16 protein-coding genes are annotated in these 14,767 nt (G+C 64.3%); 5 read left to right on the forward strand and 11 right to left on the reverse strand.

What is annotated here, in order from left to right; translation table 11 throughout:
* From AC5JJ6_RS18955 to AC5JJ6_RS19000, 10 genes are all read right to left on the reverse strand, one after another.
* A partial coding sequence (locus tag AC5JJ6_RS18955; protein ID WP_496043546.1) for a type IV secretion system protein occupies window positions 1-644 on the reverse strand: 644 nt, incomplete at its 3' end.
* Window positions 634-813 carry a hypothetical protein gene (locus AC5JJ6_RS18960; protein WP_496043547.1) on the reverse strand — a complete coding sequence of 60 codons (180 nt, stop codon included), beginning with the start codon at window positions 811-813 and terminating at the stop codon, window positions 634-636. The genes AC5JJ6_RS18955 and AC5JJ6_RS18960, both read right to left, overlap by 11 nt.
* Window positions 814-824: 11 nt before the next feature.
* The gene (locus tag AC5JJ6_RS18965) at window positions 825-1,604 is read right to left on the reverse strand and encodes a hypothetical protein (protein ID WP_496043548.1); all 780 of its coding nucleotides are present in this window, start codon (window positions 1,602-1,604) and stop codon (window positions 825-827) included.
* A gap of 8 nt (window positions 1,605-1,612) precedes the next feature.
* Window positions 1,613-4,096 carry a hypothetical protein gene (locus AC5JJ6_RS18970; protein ID WP_496043549.1) on the reverse strand — a complete coding sequence of 828 codons (2,484 nt, stop codon included), beginning with the start codon at window positions 4,094-4,096 and terminating at the stop codon, window positions 1,613-1,615.
* A 14-nt stretch (window positions 4,097-4,110) separates the two neighbouring features.
* On the reverse strand, window positions 4,111-4,344 hold the full coding sequence (locus AC5JJ6_RS18975) for a hypothetical protein (RefSeq protein WP_496043550.1): 234 nt from the start codon (window positions 4,342-4,344) through the stop codon (window positions 4,111-4,113).
* A gap of 3 nt (window positions 4,345-4,347) precedes the next feature.
* The gene (locus AC5JJ6_RS18980) at window positions 4,348-4,665 is read right to left on the reverse strand and encodes a hypothetical protein (RefSeq protein WP_496043551.1); all 318 of its coding nucleotides are present in this window, start codon (window positions 4,663-4,665) and stop codon (window positions 4,348-4,350) included.
* 510 nt (window positions 4,666-5,175) lie between these two features.
* Window positions 5,176-6,165 carry an ATPase, T2SS/T4P/T4SS family gene (locus AC5JJ6_RS18985; RefSeq protein ID WP_496043552.1) on the reverse strand — a complete coding sequence of 330 codons (990 nt, stop codon included), beginning with the start codon at window positions 6,163-6,165 and terminating at the stop codon, window positions 5,176-5,178.
* Window positions 6,155-6,478 carry a hypothetical protein gene (locus tag AC5JJ6_RS18990; RefSeq protein WP_496043553.1) on the reverse strand — a complete coding sequence of 108 codons (324 nt, stop codon included), beginning with the start codon at window positions 6,476-6,478 and terminating at the stop codon, window positions 6,155-6,157. The genes AC5JJ6_RS18985 and AC5JJ6_RS18990 overlap by 11 nt, the downstream gene beginning before the upstream one ends.
* On the reverse strand, window positions 6,475-8,259 hold the full coding sequence (locus AC5JJ6_RS18995; RefSeq protein WP_496043554.1) for a type IV secretory system conjugative DNA transfer family protein: 1,785 nt from the start codon (window positions 8,257-8,259) through the stop codon (window positions 6,475-6,477). Before AC5JJ6_RS18995 ends, AC5JJ6_RS18990 begins: the two co-directional genes overlap by 4 nt.
* A complete protein-coding gene (locus tag AC5JJ6_RS19000; protein WP_496043555.1) occupies window positions 8,252-8,950 on the reverse strand; it encodes a hypothetical protein in 699 nt (232 codons plus the stop codon). The genes AC5JJ6_RS18995 and AC5JJ6_RS19000 overlap by 8 nt, the downstream gene beginning before the upstream one ends.
* A 985-nt stretch (window positions 8,951-9,935) precedes the next feature.
* Here AC5JJ6_RS19000 and AC5JJ6_RS19005 point away from each other — a divergent pair.
* The 4 genes from AC5JJ6_RS19005 to AC5JJ6_RS19020 all read left to right on the forward strand — a co-directional run bounded on the left by AC5JJ6_RS19005 (window position 9,936) and on the right by AC5JJ6_RS19020 (window position 12,865).
* On the forward strand, window positions 9,936-10,361 hold the full coding sequence (locus tag AC5JJ6_RS19005; RefSeq protein WP_496043556.1) for a hypothetical protein: 426 nt from the start codon (window positions 9,936-9,938) through the stop codon (window positions 10,359-10,361).
* Window positions 10,358-11,116 carry a hypothetical protein gene (locus tag AC5JJ6_RS19010; protein ID WP_496043557.1) on the forward strand — a complete coding sequence of 253 codons (759 nt, stop codon included), beginning with the start codon at window positions 10,358-10,360 and terminating at the stop codon, window positions 11,114-11,116. Before AC5JJ6_RS19005 ends, AC5JJ6_RS19010 begins: the two co-directional genes overlap by 4 nt.
* On the forward strand, window positions 11,113-11,589 hold the full coding sequence (locus tag AC5JJ6_RS19015; protein WP_496043558.1) for a hypothetical protein: 477 nt from the start codon (window positions 11,113-11,115) through the stop codon (window positions 11,587-11,589). The genes AC5JJ6_RS19010 and AC5JJ6_RS19015 overlap by 4 nt, the downstream gene beginning before the upstream one ends.
* Window positions 11,590-12,139: 550 nt before the next feature.
* Window positions 12,140-12,865: a class I SAM-dependent methyltransferase gene (locus AC5JJ6_RS19020; RefSeq protein WP_496043559.1), complete on the forward strand. Its 726-nt coding sequence runs from the start codon at window positions 12,140-12,142 to the stop codon at window positions 12,863-12,865.
* 51 nt (window positions 12,866-12,916) lie between these two features.
* On the opposite strand, the gene AC5JJ6_RS19025 is transcribed toward AC5JJ6_RS19020, so the two are convergent.
* Complete coding sequence (locus AC5JJ6_RS19025; RefSeq protein ID WP_496043560.1) at window positions 12,917-13,162, reverse strand: transposase; 246 nt, start codon at window positions 13,160-13,162, stop codon at window positions 12,917-12,919.
* A gap of 103 nt (window positions 13,163-13,265) precedes the next feature.
* Between AC5JJ6_RS19025 and AC5JJ6_RS19030 the strand changes: the two genes are divergently transcribed.
* The gene (locus AC5JJ6_RS19030) at window positions 13,266-14,597 is read left to right on the forward strand and encodes an MFS transporter (protein ID WP_496043561.1); all 1,332 of its coding nucleotides are present in this window, start codon (window positions 13,266-13,268) and stop codon (window positions 14,595-14,597) included.
* Window positions 14,598-14,767: the final 170 nt, after the last annotated feature.

The following is a 14,767-nucleotide window of genomic DNA, read 5'->3' on the forward strand; positions in this document are numbered from 1 at the left end:
AGGCCGGTGACCAAGCCCAGCACCAGCATCTGGACGCCGTAAGCCAGGATGCGGGCGAGACCGGGAGCTGCCATGAAGCGGGCGGCGTCGAACATCAGGAACGCCAGAAAGACCAGCGCCACCACGGTGGCGAGCTTGAACACGACGAAGAACAGCATGATCCAGGCGGCCATGAAGATGGCCAGCAGGATCGTGCCGACACACCCGAATGCCAGCAGCAAGTGTGCAACTGTATCCTCGGTCGAGCCGAAGATCAGCCGCATCCACGACATATTCTCCGTATACATGCGGTTGGCGAGCTCCAGGGCGCGCATGATCACTGGTCCCGGCGCTAGTTGGAGAATGTCGAAGCCGGCGGCGTTCGCTCCGAAACTCCCCATCTGAGCCACGTAATTTTCCGTCAGCGGCATCCATTGGCCGGAAACGAAGATGAGGACCATCAACTGTATGTACCGGACGACGAATGCGGCCAGAGGTGACAGATCACGCTGCCACATGAACTTGATGCAGGCGAACACCAGCAGCAGGACGCCGGTGATGAAGTAGACCGGCTGCAAGGCTCCATCCACTATGCCACCGACCGACGTGATCTTGGCCAACATGTCGGTGATGGCGTTGTTCAGGAAGTTATAGTCACTTTCCATCGGACGCATCCTTCTTGGCGCCCAAAAATGGCTTTGAAATCCTGCAGTCGTTTTCGCACTTGGTCAGGTTTGACATGAACTCGGTAGATTTCTTCTTCTGATCGTCGTCCCAGCATGCCGAAATCGACAGACCGGCAAGCAAAAGCCCTGCGATCGCTAATGCCTTCATGTCTAATCCTCCTAGTTTCCTAGAAACGGACGGCTGATGTTGCAGTTACCGCATGTCGCCAGGTTGGACATGAACTCCTCCGCGGTGGCGTTCGCGGCCTGCTTGCTCGTCTCCGCCCTGTACTGGACTTCGGCCAGCGCCCTCTGCTGGGCCACCGTGGCGGTGATCTGGCTGTTCAGCGATCCCATCAGCTCGGTCAGCAGCGCGTTGGTCGCGAGCTGCGCGCCGCGGATGCCGCCGCTTGCCCGGCCCGCCGCCTCGATGCGACCCGCCCGCTGGAGCGCCGCCCGCTGTTGCTGGATCACGCTGTTCTCGATGCGGCTTTTCCGGTCGAGAGCCGACCGGGTGCGCTCGTTCCAGATGATCTGCTGGCTTGCCATGTCCTGCCAGGTCGATCCTGAGGGGAACGCTTCCGGATAGGCTTTCTCGAGGGCCGCCATGAGGGCTTGGTCGGTTATCAGGAAGTCGGCTTGCCGCAGCATCGGGTCCAGTCGATTGAGAACCGCCAGAACATCGTCGGCCGTCCGCAGATCGATGCCCGAAAGCATCCGGAGCTGCGCCATCAGCTGTTCGGTCTGGCAGATGCGCTGGGCCACCAGCTGAAGCTGCTGGGCCACCTGGAGCGGTGCCGTAGCCCGGCCTCCGGTGAATAGGCTCCAGGCGGCGCCGACTGCCGCCGAGGCGTCGCTGAGGGCGCCGGAGCTTGAGCAGGAGCCACTGGTCTGGCCGAGGGCTGGAAAGCCCAGGATCGTGCCGGCCAGCAGCACGGCGGTGAAGGTATGGTGCCTCATGGGTCCTCCTACTCGGCGGCGGCCAGTCCGACCGGTTCGCGACCGGCTTCCCGCCGGACGAACTCGGCCGCCAGGGGCAGTCCCCTGGCTTCCAGGAAGTGCTCGGTGAACGCGTCGGGATGCTCGGCCAGGATGCGGCGGGCCATCTTCAGGTCGTCGGCCGAGGTGGAGGCGCACAGCACCGTGCCCAATGGGCCGAGGTTGAAATCGAACAGCCGCCGGCCCGCCGGGCAGGTGAAGTAATACTGCCGCTTCGGGGTGGCGGTAGCGACGATCTCAATATCCCGCTCATGGAATCCAAGCTGCTCGTAGGCCCGCCGGCCCTTCTCGCTCAGGGCTCGTTCGTTGGGCAGCAGGATGATGTTCGGCACGTTCTCGGCGTCGGCCAGCACCTTGCCGATCGTGCCGTCAAAAGCATCCTTCATGTTCTGGGTGGCGAACACCACGACCACGTTCCTGGACCGGGCGGCGCGCAGCCATTCCTCGAACCTGGCCGTGAACAGCGCGTCGCCCAGGAACCGCCACGCCTCGTCGACCACTAGCAGAACCGGGTCGCCCGTGAAGATCCTGCGCTCGACGTAGCGGAACAGGTGGGTCAGGACGTGCGGCGCGATACTGGTCTTCTTGAGCAGCTCGGTCATGTCGAGGCTGAGGATGTCCGACAGCGCGATGCGGTCCCGGTCGTCATCCAGCAGCCGGCCATAGGTGCCGCCGGCCAGCGCATAGTGCTGGATCGCCCGCTTGAGCGACAGGGTATTGAGGTATCCCGACAGATGGGTCAGGGTGCGGCGCTCGCGCGGGTTCCCGGCAATCAGGTCCAGCGCGCCGGCCACTTCCTCACGCGCGTCGGTGTCGATCGCGACACCCTGGTCCCGCAGCAGGCCCAGCACCCAGTCCAGCAGCTCGATGCGCTCATTCGGCTCGTCGGTGTGGGCAAGCGGCTGGAACCCGAGGGCGCCGGGACCGACGGCGCCGACGTCATAGGAGACGCCGCCCAGCAGGCGGGTGACGATCTCGCCGCCGCCCTTGATCGTGAAGATGCAGACCCTGGCGCGGCGATAGCGGCGCCACCCGACGCACAGGCCATTGAGCAGCGTCGTCTTGCCGTTACCGGACGGACCCAGAAGCAGGGTATGGCCCAGATCGCCGCGGTGCAGGTTGATGCGGAACGGCGTCGAGCCGTCCGTCGTGGCGATCAGCAGCGGGGCGCCGTTCAGGTGGGCGTTTCGCGTCTCCCCGCTCCAGACACTGCTGTAGGGCGCGAAGTGGGACAGGTTGACCGAGGTGCGGATCGGCCGGCGCAGGTCGGCGTAGATATGGCCGGGCAGGGTGCCCAGCCAGGTGTCGATCGATGCCACCCCATGACTGGCCACGGTCAGACCGAGCCGCTGCAGGATGTCGGTCACCGTCCGGACCTTGAGGTCCAGGCCCAGCGGGTCGCGGTCCCAGACTACGACGTTGATGTTGGCGTGGCCGATCGTCAGCTCGTCCCGGCGCGCGGCATACAGGGCCTCGATGGTATCCTCGGCCATGGCGTTGGCCGCCTGGTTCTCCTTCCGCCTATCCGACTTCAGCAGGTACCCGATCAGCATCGGGACCATGGCGATGCCCAGCATCTTCCAGTCCTGGAACTGGCGTTCGATCCGGCGCAGTCCCTCGCCGAGTTCCAGACCCATCCAGCGCAGGGCATAGCGATGCTCGAACGGCAGGGTGTCTAACGCCGCCAGGGCCGCCGGGATGGTATCGGGTGCGTTCCTGACGCTGATGACGCGCATGTGGCAGTCGCCCAGCATCGGCGCCATGCCGCCGACCACCCGGCAGTCGGCGACGTCGTAATCAATCCTGGCCTTGCCGAAGGACGGCTTCACCCGATGCGGGTTGACGCTCACCGTCCCATGCAGGAAGTTGAAGGTGTCGTCGTCGCCCAGCCAGGCGCACTCCTTCATTACGCCGTCCAGCATGCCTTTGACGGTGTCGCTGGCCTGGAGGAACTCGTGCAACTCGCGGCTGCCTTCCCGGCCCTGGGGGCCGGACCCGCCGCTCACGAACAGCGCCCGCGCCCGCCGGGTCGAGGCCCTGGAGCAGCGCCAGACGAACGTGATGGTGCGCCGGGTCTCGAAATGGGCGCCGGCTGCGTCGTAGGCGTCACGGCGCTCCTCGTCGAACAGGAAGCTGACCGGATCGGGCCACTGCCGCCGCCGCTCCTGATCGGACAGGTCGGCCCCTGGATACCCGCAGGCCGGAACCCGCCGGGCCTCGATGTGGAGGCTCATCTGGCCGCGAACCCGGCGCAGGGCGTCATGGAGCCGGCGCACGGTCGCGATCAGCTCGGCCTCGCTCATGCTGGCGGCATCGCCGCCCCGGAACCGGAGAGTCCGCATGAACCCGCCGTACTTCAGGAACACGATGCCCGGATCAGCGAAGTAGGCCCAGGGCAATCGCTCGGTGAGGGGGACGACGGTAGCCCCCCGGTTCAGCCCGGTTCTAAACATCGAGGTAATGCTCCTCATTGAGCAGGTGCCGCTGACCGCCCTCGGCCCAGCCAGGCCCCGATACCGAAGATGACCGCCGACATGCCGAGGGCGGACAGCACCACCAGCAGCGCCACCAGCCAATTGAGGAACAAAAATCCCAGCAGGGCCGCCACCGGCATCAGGATCGCGATCAGCGCGATATGGATGTGGCAGCCGAAGTAGTTCGGCGGCTCTTCCAGGCTTTTGAACGTGCGCCCGGTTTCCATGGCTCAGAACGCGCTGGTCAGGCCGGTGAGCGACTGAACGAGCGTCTGCGCGTTGGCCATCAGCGCCCCGCCGATCACCACCCCCAGCACACCACCGGCGAAGCCGATCAGGTTGCGCATGAACAGGGAGACGCAGGCGAACAGGAAGCTGAACAGGGCGACGGCCACCCCGGCGATGAAAGCCCAGTTCAGCACGGTCGACATACCCTGCTGGAACGGAGCGGCGGCACCGCCGGCGAACTGGGCCAGCGCCGGATAGGCGGCGAGAGCCGTGACAGAACCAACCGCTGCCAGAAGGATGAACTTGCGCATCGAACGCATTGATCTACTCCTCAATTTCGCGACTACTGTACTGCCGTAGTCATTGTCACAGATTATGGAATTTTCCGCAACGATGTCTTCCGGGTTCAGTCCTATTCCGCTCGCCGCCGTGCCCCACCGGTTTGACGATCCCGGCACGGGCACAGTGACCGCAATCCGGCCGGTCAATCCGGAAATCCGCGACATCCCGTGGGTAGCCGGGTTTTCGGGCACGGTGGACGGTTGCGCATGAACAGGAAGACGCAGGCCGGCGGGAAACTGAACAGGGCGGCTGCCACCCCCGCACCGGAAGCCCAGTTCAGCATCGCGCCCATGCGTTGCCCAAACCGTGCGTCGCCGCCGCCATCCGCAGACTGGGCCAGCGCCGGATCAGCGGCGAGCGCCGTGGCAAAGCCAGCGGCTGCCAGAAGGATTAAGTTGCGTATCGAACGAATTGATCTACTCCTCAATTTTGTAACTACTGTCATGCAGTAGTCATTGTCACAGATTATGGAATACCTTGCAACGATGTCATGCGGGCCCGGTCCTGTACCGCTCACCGTCGTGTCGCACCGGCTTGGCGACCTCGACCAGCCGGCGCGAACCGTCCCGCTCCCGCTGGATAAAGGCGACCAGCTCGACCGCCTCGACGATGTCGGCATGAGGCACGTTGACGGCAACTTGGCCGACCAGCCGGGAAATCCGCGACAGGCCGTGGGCGGCCGAGTTGGCATGGGCGGTGGACAGACCGCCGGGATGGCCGGTATTGCTCGCCCCGATCCATTCCAGGGCTGTGGTGCCGTCGCGGATCTCGCCGATTACGATCCGGTCGGGATTGTGCCGCAGGAACTCTCGCACCAGCTCACGTGCCGTCATCGCACCGGTGAAGGCCCGCACCACGTTGGGACCGCTGCACTTGAGCTCGTCCTGGTCCTGGATGATGCAGGTGCGGCTGACTTGGAAATCCGGCTCGGCCAGCAGCGCGTTCGCCAGCGTGCTCTTGCCGGCGCCGGTGCCGCCGACGATCAGGATGTTGCGCCGCTCAGAGACCGCACGGCGCAGGGTGTCGGCTTGACCCTCGATCATGATGCCGGATGCGACATAGTCATCCAGCGTGAAGACCCGCCCTGGCGGCAGGCGGATTGAGAAGATTATCCGGCGCACTGTCGGCGGCAGCAGGGCTGCGAACCGTTCGCCGGTCGGTAGGTTGGCCGACAGCGCCGCCTTCTCGATCGGATGGTTGTCGATGTCGGCAACCAGGTTAACGATGCGCAGCGGCGCATGGCCGGTCAGACTCTCGCCGGTGGGTGCTGTGGTTCCACCCACCGTTGTCCAGATCGAACCATCCTCATTCATCGCGATGTCGGTGCATCCCGGTGTCTGCCGCGCCCTGCGGATCGCCGGGCCATAGGCGTCCTCCAGGTCCTCCAGCCGGCGCCGTAGGCTTTCCGCCCGGTCGGCTGTTGTCAGGTCCGTGCCAAGTGTGCCCGGCGCATCCGCCGTCATCGGATCAGGCCACATTCGATCCCTCCTTCTCGATTGTTTCAATCACCCGGCGGTACTCCTCCATGTCCCCATCGGCCAGGGTCAGCAGGATCGACCGCAGCAGCCGGTCGTGCCGGGCCGACTGGTCGATCAGCCCGGCGATGCTGGCCTCGACCCGGCTGATTACCTCGGTCTCGCGCCGCCACAGGCGGAACCCGTCCCCGATCAGCTGTTCCAGCACCTCGTTGCGGCTAACTTGGCGGCCGGCGGAACGGAACCGCGCCGTCGTCTCGGCCACCTGGTCCGCGAGTTCGGGCGTCAGGTACAGCTTGAACTCCACCTTCCTCATTGATCACCTTCGGGAGCGATGGCCAGCTTGCGCTTGCGCTTTGGCTTGACCGCGGCCTGCTTGGGAGGGACGTCCTGTTTGTCCGCCCAGTCCGGCGGCTCCGGCAGCTCGCCGCCGTCATCGCGGCTGCTGGTCGGTGGGTGGCGATCGACCATCACGCCGGCCCAGATGCTCTGCCGCCGCGGGTGGGGCAGGTCGGGATACTGGCCGTCAGGCCCACCCCGCAGCAGAGCCGGCGCCAGGTTCAGGCGCTTCCTCAGGACCGCGTCCTTGAAGTCGCGGATCTTGCGGGCGCGGATTACCGGCTGGCCGGTGATGAACACCAGCTCGTCACCGTCGGGCAGCGATCGGACCTTGCTCGGCTCGATCACCGGCCGCTCGATCTCGCTCCGGGTTTCGGTGCGGGACCGCCCCCAGCTTCCCGCCGGCCGACTGTGGCTGACCGAGCTGCGCCGCTCGGACACGGTGCCGCAGGACTGCGAGATCTCCTGCTGGGTCATGCCGTCGTTCGCCGCATAGGCGACATGGCAGCGGATATTGTCTCGGAACTGGTTGTACGGTCCATAGGGCGGCTGCCGCAGGGCGTTGAGCGACTGGGCGCCCAGCAGCATCGTGGCGCCGCAGCCGACAATCCGGGTGATGGCCGTCTGCAGGATCTCCAGGCGCAGGCTGGCGAACTCGTCGATCACCAGCAGCGAGCGCGGCTCGCCGTCGCGTGCCGGCTGCTCGCGCATGATGGCGCCGATCAGAAGCGACAGGAACAGGGAGATGACCGGGCGCAGCCGGTCGTCCTCGCTGGCCGGCGTCGTCAGGTACAGCGACACCGGCCGGTTGGCTGGACTGAGCCGGAACAGGTCGCGCATCCTGAAATCGGACCGGCTGGTGATCTGGGCGACGACCGGGTCCTCGAACGCCGACATCCGCACCAGGGCGCTGTTGTAGACGCTCTGCCGGTACCTCATGCCGTCCTCGGCGCTGGCTCCGGACAGGCTGCCGCCGAACAGGCCTTTGATGCGGTCGACCGCGATGGTGTGCGCCGCCTTGCCGACGATGTGGCGCATGCCGACGTCGCCCTGGGCGATCAGGCGCACGACCTCGGCCATGTTCTTCCTGTCGTTCGGTTTCCCATGCAGCACGTGCAGGATCACCGCGGCGATCAGCCGGTCCGCCGCCGGCTCGAAATGGCCGTCGGCATAGGCCGGGCGCGGCACGGCCCTGGCGATGTTGTCGGCGCCAGCCACCGGGTTCGCTGGATCGACCTCATCCAGGAAATTGAAGTGGACGCCGTTCGGATTGGTCAGGTCGAGGTTCAGCACGTGGCTGAACCGGCTCCGCCAGCCTGAGGTGTCGCGGAACAGCTCGCCCTTGCCGCCGTCGTACATCACCATCGGCCCGCCATAGGTCAGGCAGGCCGGGCGGATCACGCCGACGCCCTTGCCCGACCGCGTGCCCCCGGTCACCAGCACCGGCTCCTGGTTGACCCAGCACAGGCGCCTGCGGCCGATCCGCCCCATGGGGATGCCGGAATACTCCAGCTTCGGGTTGCGCAGCAGACCGGCGTGCCTGGCCTCACGGACGCCGCCGTACCGGCGCCGGTCCCCGGCTGACTGGCGCACGCGGTCCACCACCGCGCCGACACCGAACCCGGCAACCCCAGCGGCCGTCAGTGCACCCACCGCGCAGCCGGCCAGCAGCGTGGCGTTGCTCTCGATCCACAGCCGCGTGGCCTGCACGAACGGCTCCGGGTTGGCCAGGATCTGGCCCAGGTTGACGTCAGTCATGGCCCAGCCCGTCTCCTCGCACCGGACGCCTCCCCGAGTTGTAGGTGCGCTCGCCCGTCCGCTGCCGCTCGGCCTGCCGCGCGAGATGCGCGTCCAGCTCGCGCTGGCTCATCTGGCCCAGGTGTCGGGTGGCCAGGTCCTCGGCGATCCGGCGCATCTCACGGACGATGAATTCCCGCCGCATCACTAGATCGGAACCGTCCCTGGCGATGCCGCGCAGCACGATGTGGGCGTGCCGGTTCATCGGATGCGCCGCGTCCGCCTTCTCGTGAATGCCGGCCATCCACTCCAGCCGGGTGCCCAGCGCCGTCTCCAGCTCGGCCATGTACGCGCGGGTATAGGCCGTCATGTCGAGCCGGTGGCCGTCGGCCGGCGCCAGGATGATGCGGAAGTGGTGGCGGTCATCCTTCCAGGCGCTGATGACCGAGTGCCCCATGACGGCATCGCTCCGGCCGTCGATCAGGGTTGGCGTCACCGCCCGCTCGCCCGCCCGCGGCCGTTCGATGTAGTTCAGGTGACTGTACAACTTGGAATGTCCGGTGCCGGCCATGCGGTAATGGTAGGCGATCACCACCACCCGCCTGCGGTACGGCGATCCTTCGCCCCCGGACAGTCGCGCCGAACCACGCCGCGCCGCCGCCAATTTGCCGAGGTCGGGCAGGTGGAACCGCCCGCTCGCTGGCGGTTCCACCTTCGGCGCCGGTCTCAGCCACTTCTCGATAAAATCGTCTTTCGTCCTACCCATTAGAGCGCGCGCTGCCACTTCACATTCCCTCCGATTATGACTACCATAACACAGTAGTATAGCTTACCCTACATCAGGGACATTGACTACTGGCCAGGGACAAGCAAACGCGTGGGAAAAGGAGGGATTCAGCGTGGCACGGGGACACGTCTTTCATCTTGCAATAGCCCCCCTCTCAAAACCTATTTCCCGCACTTTGGCCCTGGCAAGGCGGTCGGGATACCCAAGAGCATCCCGACCGCCTTGCCCCTTTGGCGGATCGGTCGAGAACAGGATTGCGGGGAGTGTGTCATGGACGTCATCGTCGCCAGTCTGGCCGCCCTGCCGCCTGAAACGCCCCATGGATAGCAGCTTTCCGGTGCCGCGTGACTGCGGCGCTGGATGCGGAGAACGCCGCTTATCCGCCGCAAAACACCGTACGGCGCAAGCACGGCACTGGGCTCCCAAAGCCCCGCAAGATCAGCTGTCAGAACAGGAGGATAGCAAGGTGAGCGCGGCGTTTCCCTTTTTCTTGCTACAAAAGTTGCATGACTAACCGTCAGTACACCAAAGCCTTTATCGATGGAGTCTAGAAGTGCCTGAAGATCACTCTGAAACGGGCGAGTGACGTGTTCACAGCCTCCCGATGAGGCACTAACCGCCTCCCTGCTGGGACAGTATCCGCTAAGGGCCGCCTGAAGAGGCAAACAACGGCACGCTTATAGCTCCGAGTATGGGACAACGCAGGGGCCATTACGGCGACGCTTACAGATCCGAATAGTGGACGATACAGGGACGGTTGAGGTCGCTTATGGACCCGAAAGACTGACGACACGGTGACGATAGGGGGAAGAAACGTTGACGGTGAGCGCGGCGACGCAGGGGCGGTAACGGTGACTCTGATAACTCCGAGCAGGCGAGGACACGGGGACGAGCAGGGAGCGATTACGTCATGACGGACACCGATGAGCCGAACATGCTGGCGGAACTGAAAGCGACCCTGCGGGAACGCGGCGGTGGCCGCCGGTCGCCCTTGTTCCAGTGGATGTACCGCAACCATGACGCGTTGCTCGAGATGTTCTCTGAGGTGCGCCCGAACTGGCATCGGGTCACGGCGGTGCTGACCAGCCGTGGGTTCACAGCAACGGACGGTCAGCCCCTGCAGCCAGAGTCTGTGCGCAAGCTCTGGCACAAGGTCCGACGTCGGCATGGAAAAGCGCAGGCTAGCGCGAAATCGACGTTCACCACGAGTGCGCCGGTCGTGAGGAGTGCGCTGGTCGTGCCGACGGAAGGGGCAGCTCCAGATTCAATCAACGCCGACGAAGTGCTGGCGCGCTTCCGAGCGAAGGTCAATGAACGATCAGGAAGGAAACCATGATGGCGAAGGGTGATGGGGAGACAGCGCCTGCTCCGGTTCTCGCGGTCGGGCTGGGGCGTGGTTTCGGTGGCAAGTCGACCGGGCTTTCCGAACTGGTGTGGCGGGCACGGAACCAGGGCCGCGACGTCATCGTGGCCGACGGCGACACGCGCTCCAGGACATTGGCCGGCCTGTTCCCCGAGGCAACATCTCCAGCGACCGACGAGTTGCCGGACCTCAAGGAGTGGTTGTCTGGTATCTTGAACCGCATGGTCGAGGAGAGGCGCTCGGCCGTGCTCGACCTCGGCGGAGGCGACCGGGTGCTTCAGGAGTATGGCCGCGACCTCCTGCTCGTCGAGTTCTGCGGGGAGTACGGCATCGAGCCGCTGGCGCTCTATTTCCTCGGCCCCGAGGAGGAGGACCTGAAGCACGTCCTCTCCATCTGGGAGGCAGGGTACTACCGGCCGAAGCGCACCTTCCTGGTAATGAACGAGGGGGTCGTCAGGGAAGGCCGGACCATGGCGGGCGCGTTCGAGGCGACGCTGGGTGATCCCGGTGTTGGCGGGATGGTTGCCGCCGGAGCGGTGCCGGTCCTGATGAAGCGGCTGGCCTGCATGGATCTGGTCCGCAGGTCCGGCCTCGGCTTCTATGGTGCTGCGGCGGGGGCGAAGGGGGCCTCCGGCAAGCCGCTCGATCCCACATATGCCTTCATGGTCCGGAAGTGGTTGCGCGACCTCGAGGGTGAGCGGGCGGCTCAGGCAGGCTGGCTGCCGTGAACGGTGGGGTCAAGCGCGTCGAAACCTTCTGTGCCAGAGCGGGCATGGAGGAGGACAGCCCGCTGCGCCTGGCGCTGGTCACCGTCATGGAGACGGCGGAAACCGCCAGCGAGGCGGTCAGGGGTGGCGCCCGTGGCCTGACGCCGGAGGGTGAGGCCGATCTGATCCAGCGCGTTTCGCAGGCGGCGGGCGTTGCTATCCAGCGGGAGGCCGCGCGGATCGTGCGCCGCTCCGGCTTCATAACGATGGCGATGCTGGCCATGGCCGGCCTGCTGGTGGCCGGTGCTGGCTATGGCGTCGGGCGCTGGGACGGGGCGCGGCAGGGCGCCGCGGCGGTCGAGGGAGCCGCGTTCCTGGCCCAGGTCGCGGTGCTCAACGATGTGCGGGCGATGGCCGACAAGTGCCGCCGGACGCAGCGCCAGGAAAAGGACGGTGTCGCCTGCGACTTGCCGCCGGTCTGGGTCAGGCGTTGAGGGTGAGGGGATTGGCGTTCGGAGCGCGTGAGGGATCGTGACCATTCAGGGCCAAGACCCCGTTTGGGGCTTGAGGAGCGAAGCGAGTAGAACCTGACCCCGAAGGGGAGCCCGCCCATCGACGAACGGGATGTGGCCGATACAGCGGAGGCAATGCCGATATAGCCGTTCTACAGGAAATCACGGCGCAGGGTCGCGACCAACGGTCCATGTTCCCCGTCTAATACCCCGGCATTGTCTGGGAGCGTCCCGCACCCTGTCTCGTATTCCAACGCAGCGGTTTGATGTCAATCGGCTCCATTCACTGACCCTTGATCAGCAAAGGTCATTGACTCAAATCTTTGACTTTGAGCGTACACTCTGCAGGTTGAAGGGTCATTCGGATGATTGTGGGGGGCTGAGTTCGTACTGTTCCACAACCTTCAGCTGCCATCGACATTAAGCTCGGCCGGATCTGGGTTTATGTCCGCGATGACCGGCCGTTCGGCGGACCGGCTCTGCCAGCCTGCTGCGTCAAACCACCTTTTGTGATACGAGAAAGCTCCGATCGATGACCCAACGTGACCCAGACGAGAATGGGTGGCTCAGCTCTTCCCAGGCCTGGATCGACAGGATGCCGGAGGGCGGTGATTTCGCGCGTGAATTCATCCTCGACAAGCCGATGCTGGAACGAACCGAATTGTCAGGCGCTGCAAAGATGTTGGATATCGGCTGCGGAGATGGACGATTTTGCCGTATGGCGAAGAAGATTGGTATCAGCACCGTCGGGGTCGATCCAATAAAACCTTTCATCGAACGAGCCCGAAGCCGCGATCCAGATGGCAAATATTTCACCGGCTTTGCCGAGAACTTACCATTCAGTGATGGCGAGTTTGACCTCGCGGTCTTCTACCTGAGCCTTATCGACATAGACGACATGCGTGCAGCGATCCAAGAAGCTGCGCGTATTCTCAAGCCCAGGGGAACGATCCTGATCGCAAACCTGACGAGCTTCTTCACTTCCAATGGCACAATCGGCTGGATCAAAGGAGATGACGACTGCGAGCATCATCCTCTCGGAAACTATCTTGAAGAGAAGGCAGAGTGGGTTGAATGGGATGGTGTGCGAGTCCGAAACTGGCACCGGCCTCTGAGTGCTTACATGTCCGCGCTGCTCGGCGCGGGCTTGGCGCTCACATTCTTTGATGAACCAACACCATTCAGCGGACCTGAAGACAGGGTGCGGAGATATCACAAGGCGCCATTCACGATGATCATGGAATGGCGAAAATGTTGATCGGCTAAACCCCCGTCTTGAGCGCTGGCAGCTCTAATACGATGCCTCGGATCAGGAATATCTACCGCCAGAAGCGTTGGCTAAAACCCGCTTAAGGTCCCGCAGACTCAGCTTGCAGCGCAGCTTCCAGACAACGACCAGGAACATGATGTCGGTCAGGACCTGGATCGGGTTCAGCACAGTGCCAGTCCGCTCGTTGAACCGCCGTGCACACTCCCGGCACCGGAAGCGTCGGAAGCCATGAACCGTTCGCCCTTCCCGCTCGTTGGTCGACAAATGGCAATGCGGGCAGTTCATGACGTTTCTCTTGATATCCGGAAACGGACACAGAACCTGTCTGCCAACACCTTTGCCGGCAAGCTGTTCCGAGATCTGAGCGAACCACGATGAAAGGGCCCTGATGCCTGCAGTGACAATCGATCAAGCGTTGAGCCGGATTGGCACCGGACCCTTTCATTATCGTCTGCTGGCGATTTTCGGCCTCGTCTGGGCTGCGGACGCCATGCAGGTCCTGGCAATCGGCTTCGCCGCCCCTTCGATCGCAACCCACTTCGGACTGTCGATACCAGAGGCCATCCAGGCCGGAACGGCGCTGTTTCTCGGCATGCTGGTCGGTGCCTGGGGCTTCGGTCGCCTTGCCGATCGGATTGGCCGCCGCCGCGTGCTGATTGTCACGGTTTCGATTGATGCCGTGTTCGGCCTGGCCTCCGCCTTCTCGACCAGCTTCGAGATGCTGCTCTTTCTCCGGCTGCTGACAGGGATCGGGGTGGGCGGTACGCTGCCGGTCGACTACGCCATGATGGCGGAATTCCTGCCGCCTCGACACCGTGGCCGGTGGCTGGTCGCTCTGGAGGGTTTCTGGGCCATCGGTACCATCCTGGTGGCGTTCGCGGCTTGGGGCGCCAGCCTTTGGGCCGGTGAGCAGGCATGGCGCTGGCTGTTCGTCCTGACCGCTTTGCCGGCGGCAGTCGGCTTTTGGCTTCGCCTCTGGTTGCCTGAGTCTCCGCACTACCTGATGCATCGGGGCCAACCGGAGCAGGCACGTCTTGTCCTGGACCGGATTGCCCGAAGCAATGGCGCGGAGACGGTTCAGTGGAACCTTGCTGCATCCCCGCAGCGGCGCTCTCGCATGTCGGAGCTGTTTTCCGGTGGGTTGCGGCGGCGCAGCCTGCTGATTTTCACAACATGGCTGTTTGTTTCGTCGGCTTATTACGGCGTTTTTGTCTGGCTGCCGAGCCGACTTGTGACGGAAGGCTACGGCTTTGTGCGCGGGTACGGGTTCCTGGTGCTGCTGGCCCTGGCTCAAATCCCCGGATATGCGCTGGCCGCACTTGGCCTTGAAACGATCGGCCGTCGGTGGACGCTCATGTGCTTCCTTGTGGCGAGTGCCGCGGGGTGCCTGGTCTTCATCGCTGCCGGTCAGCCGCTTCTGATCGGAGCGGCGTTGCTCGGTATGAGCTTCGCTCTGCTCGGCACCTGGGGAGCTCTTTACGCCTACACGCCGGAACTCTATCCGACCGAGCTGCGAGCGACCGGCATGGGCATGGCCGGGGCGATGGCGCGCTTCGGCGGGCTGCTGGCTCCCTCGGCTGTCGGTTTGATCATCGGTGCCGGTTTTGAAGCTGCCATCGGCCTGTTTGCGGCATTGCTTCTGCTGGCCGCTGCGGCAATTGGCTGGATCGATGTGGAAACGAGAGGACAACCCCTCGACTTGCTTAGTGGGGAGCGATGAGAGCACCAGGAACCGTGGGGCAGCTCGGACCACGATGAGATCCGCTGCTATCTAAAGAGTTCAGATGAATAATGATATTTCTTTTCCAGAAAAGTAACGAAGCGATGGATCTTCAACCTTACCGCGACCCGCTTATCCGACGACCAAAATCAGCGTGACGGGGTTGTTAG

This window comes from Skermanella sp. (assembly GCF_059503625.1).

Coding starts and splice junctions, on each gene's coding strand:
- AC5JJ6_RS18960 (WP_496043547.1), bottom strand. CDS start 813: ATGAAGGCATTAGCGATCGCAGGGCTTTTGCTTGCCGGTCTGTCGATT.
- AC5JJ6_RS18965 (WP_496043548.1), bottom strand. CDS start 1,604: ATGAGGCACCATACCTTCACCGCCGTGCTGCTGGCCGGCACGATCCTG.
- AC5JJ6_RS18970 (WP_496043549.1), bottom strand. CDS start 4,096: ATGTTTAGAACCGGGCTGAACCGGGGGGCTACCGTCGTCCCCCTCACC.
- AC5JJ6_RS18975 (WP_496043550.1), bottom strand. CDS start 4,344: ATGGAAACCGGGCGCACGTTCAAAAGCCTGGAAGAGCCGCCGAACTAC.
- AC5JJ6_RS18980 (WP_496043551.1), bottom strand. CDS start 4,665: ATGCGTTCGATGCGCAAGTTCATCCTTCTGGCAGCGGTTGGTTCTGTC.
- AC5JJ6_RS18985 (WP_496043552.1), bottom strand. CDS start 6,165: ATGTGGCCTGATCCGATGACGGCGGATGCGCCGGGCACACTTGGCACG.
- AC5JJ6_RS18990 (WP_496043553.1), bottom strand. CDS start 6,478: ATGAGGAAGGTGGAGTTCAAGCTGTACCTGACGCCCGAACTCGCGGAC.
- AC5JJ6_RS18995 (WP_496043554.1), bottom strand. CDS start 8,259: ATGACTGACGTCAACCTGGGCCAGATCCTGGCCAACCCGGAGCCGTTC.
- AC5JJ6_RS19005 (WP_496043556.1), top strand. CDS start 9,936: ATGACGGACACCGATGAGCCGAACATGCTGGCGGAACTGAAAGCGACC.
- AC5JJ6_RS19010 (WP_496043557.1), top strand. CDS start 10,358: ATGATGGCGAAGGGTGATGGGGAGACAGCGCCTGCTCCGGTTCTCGCG.
- AC5JJ6_RS19020 (WP_496043559.1), top strand. CDS start 12,140: ATGACCCAACGTGACCCAGACGAGAATGGGTGGCTCAGCTCTTCCCAG.
- AC5JJ6_RS19025 (WP_496043560.1), bottom strand. CDS start 13,162: ATGAACTGCCCGCATTGCCATTTGTCGACCAACGAGCGGGAAGGGCGA.
- AC5JJ6_RS19030 (WP_496043561.1), top strand. CDS start 13,266: ATGCCTGCAGTGACAATCGATCAAGCGTTGAGCCGGATTGGCACCGGA.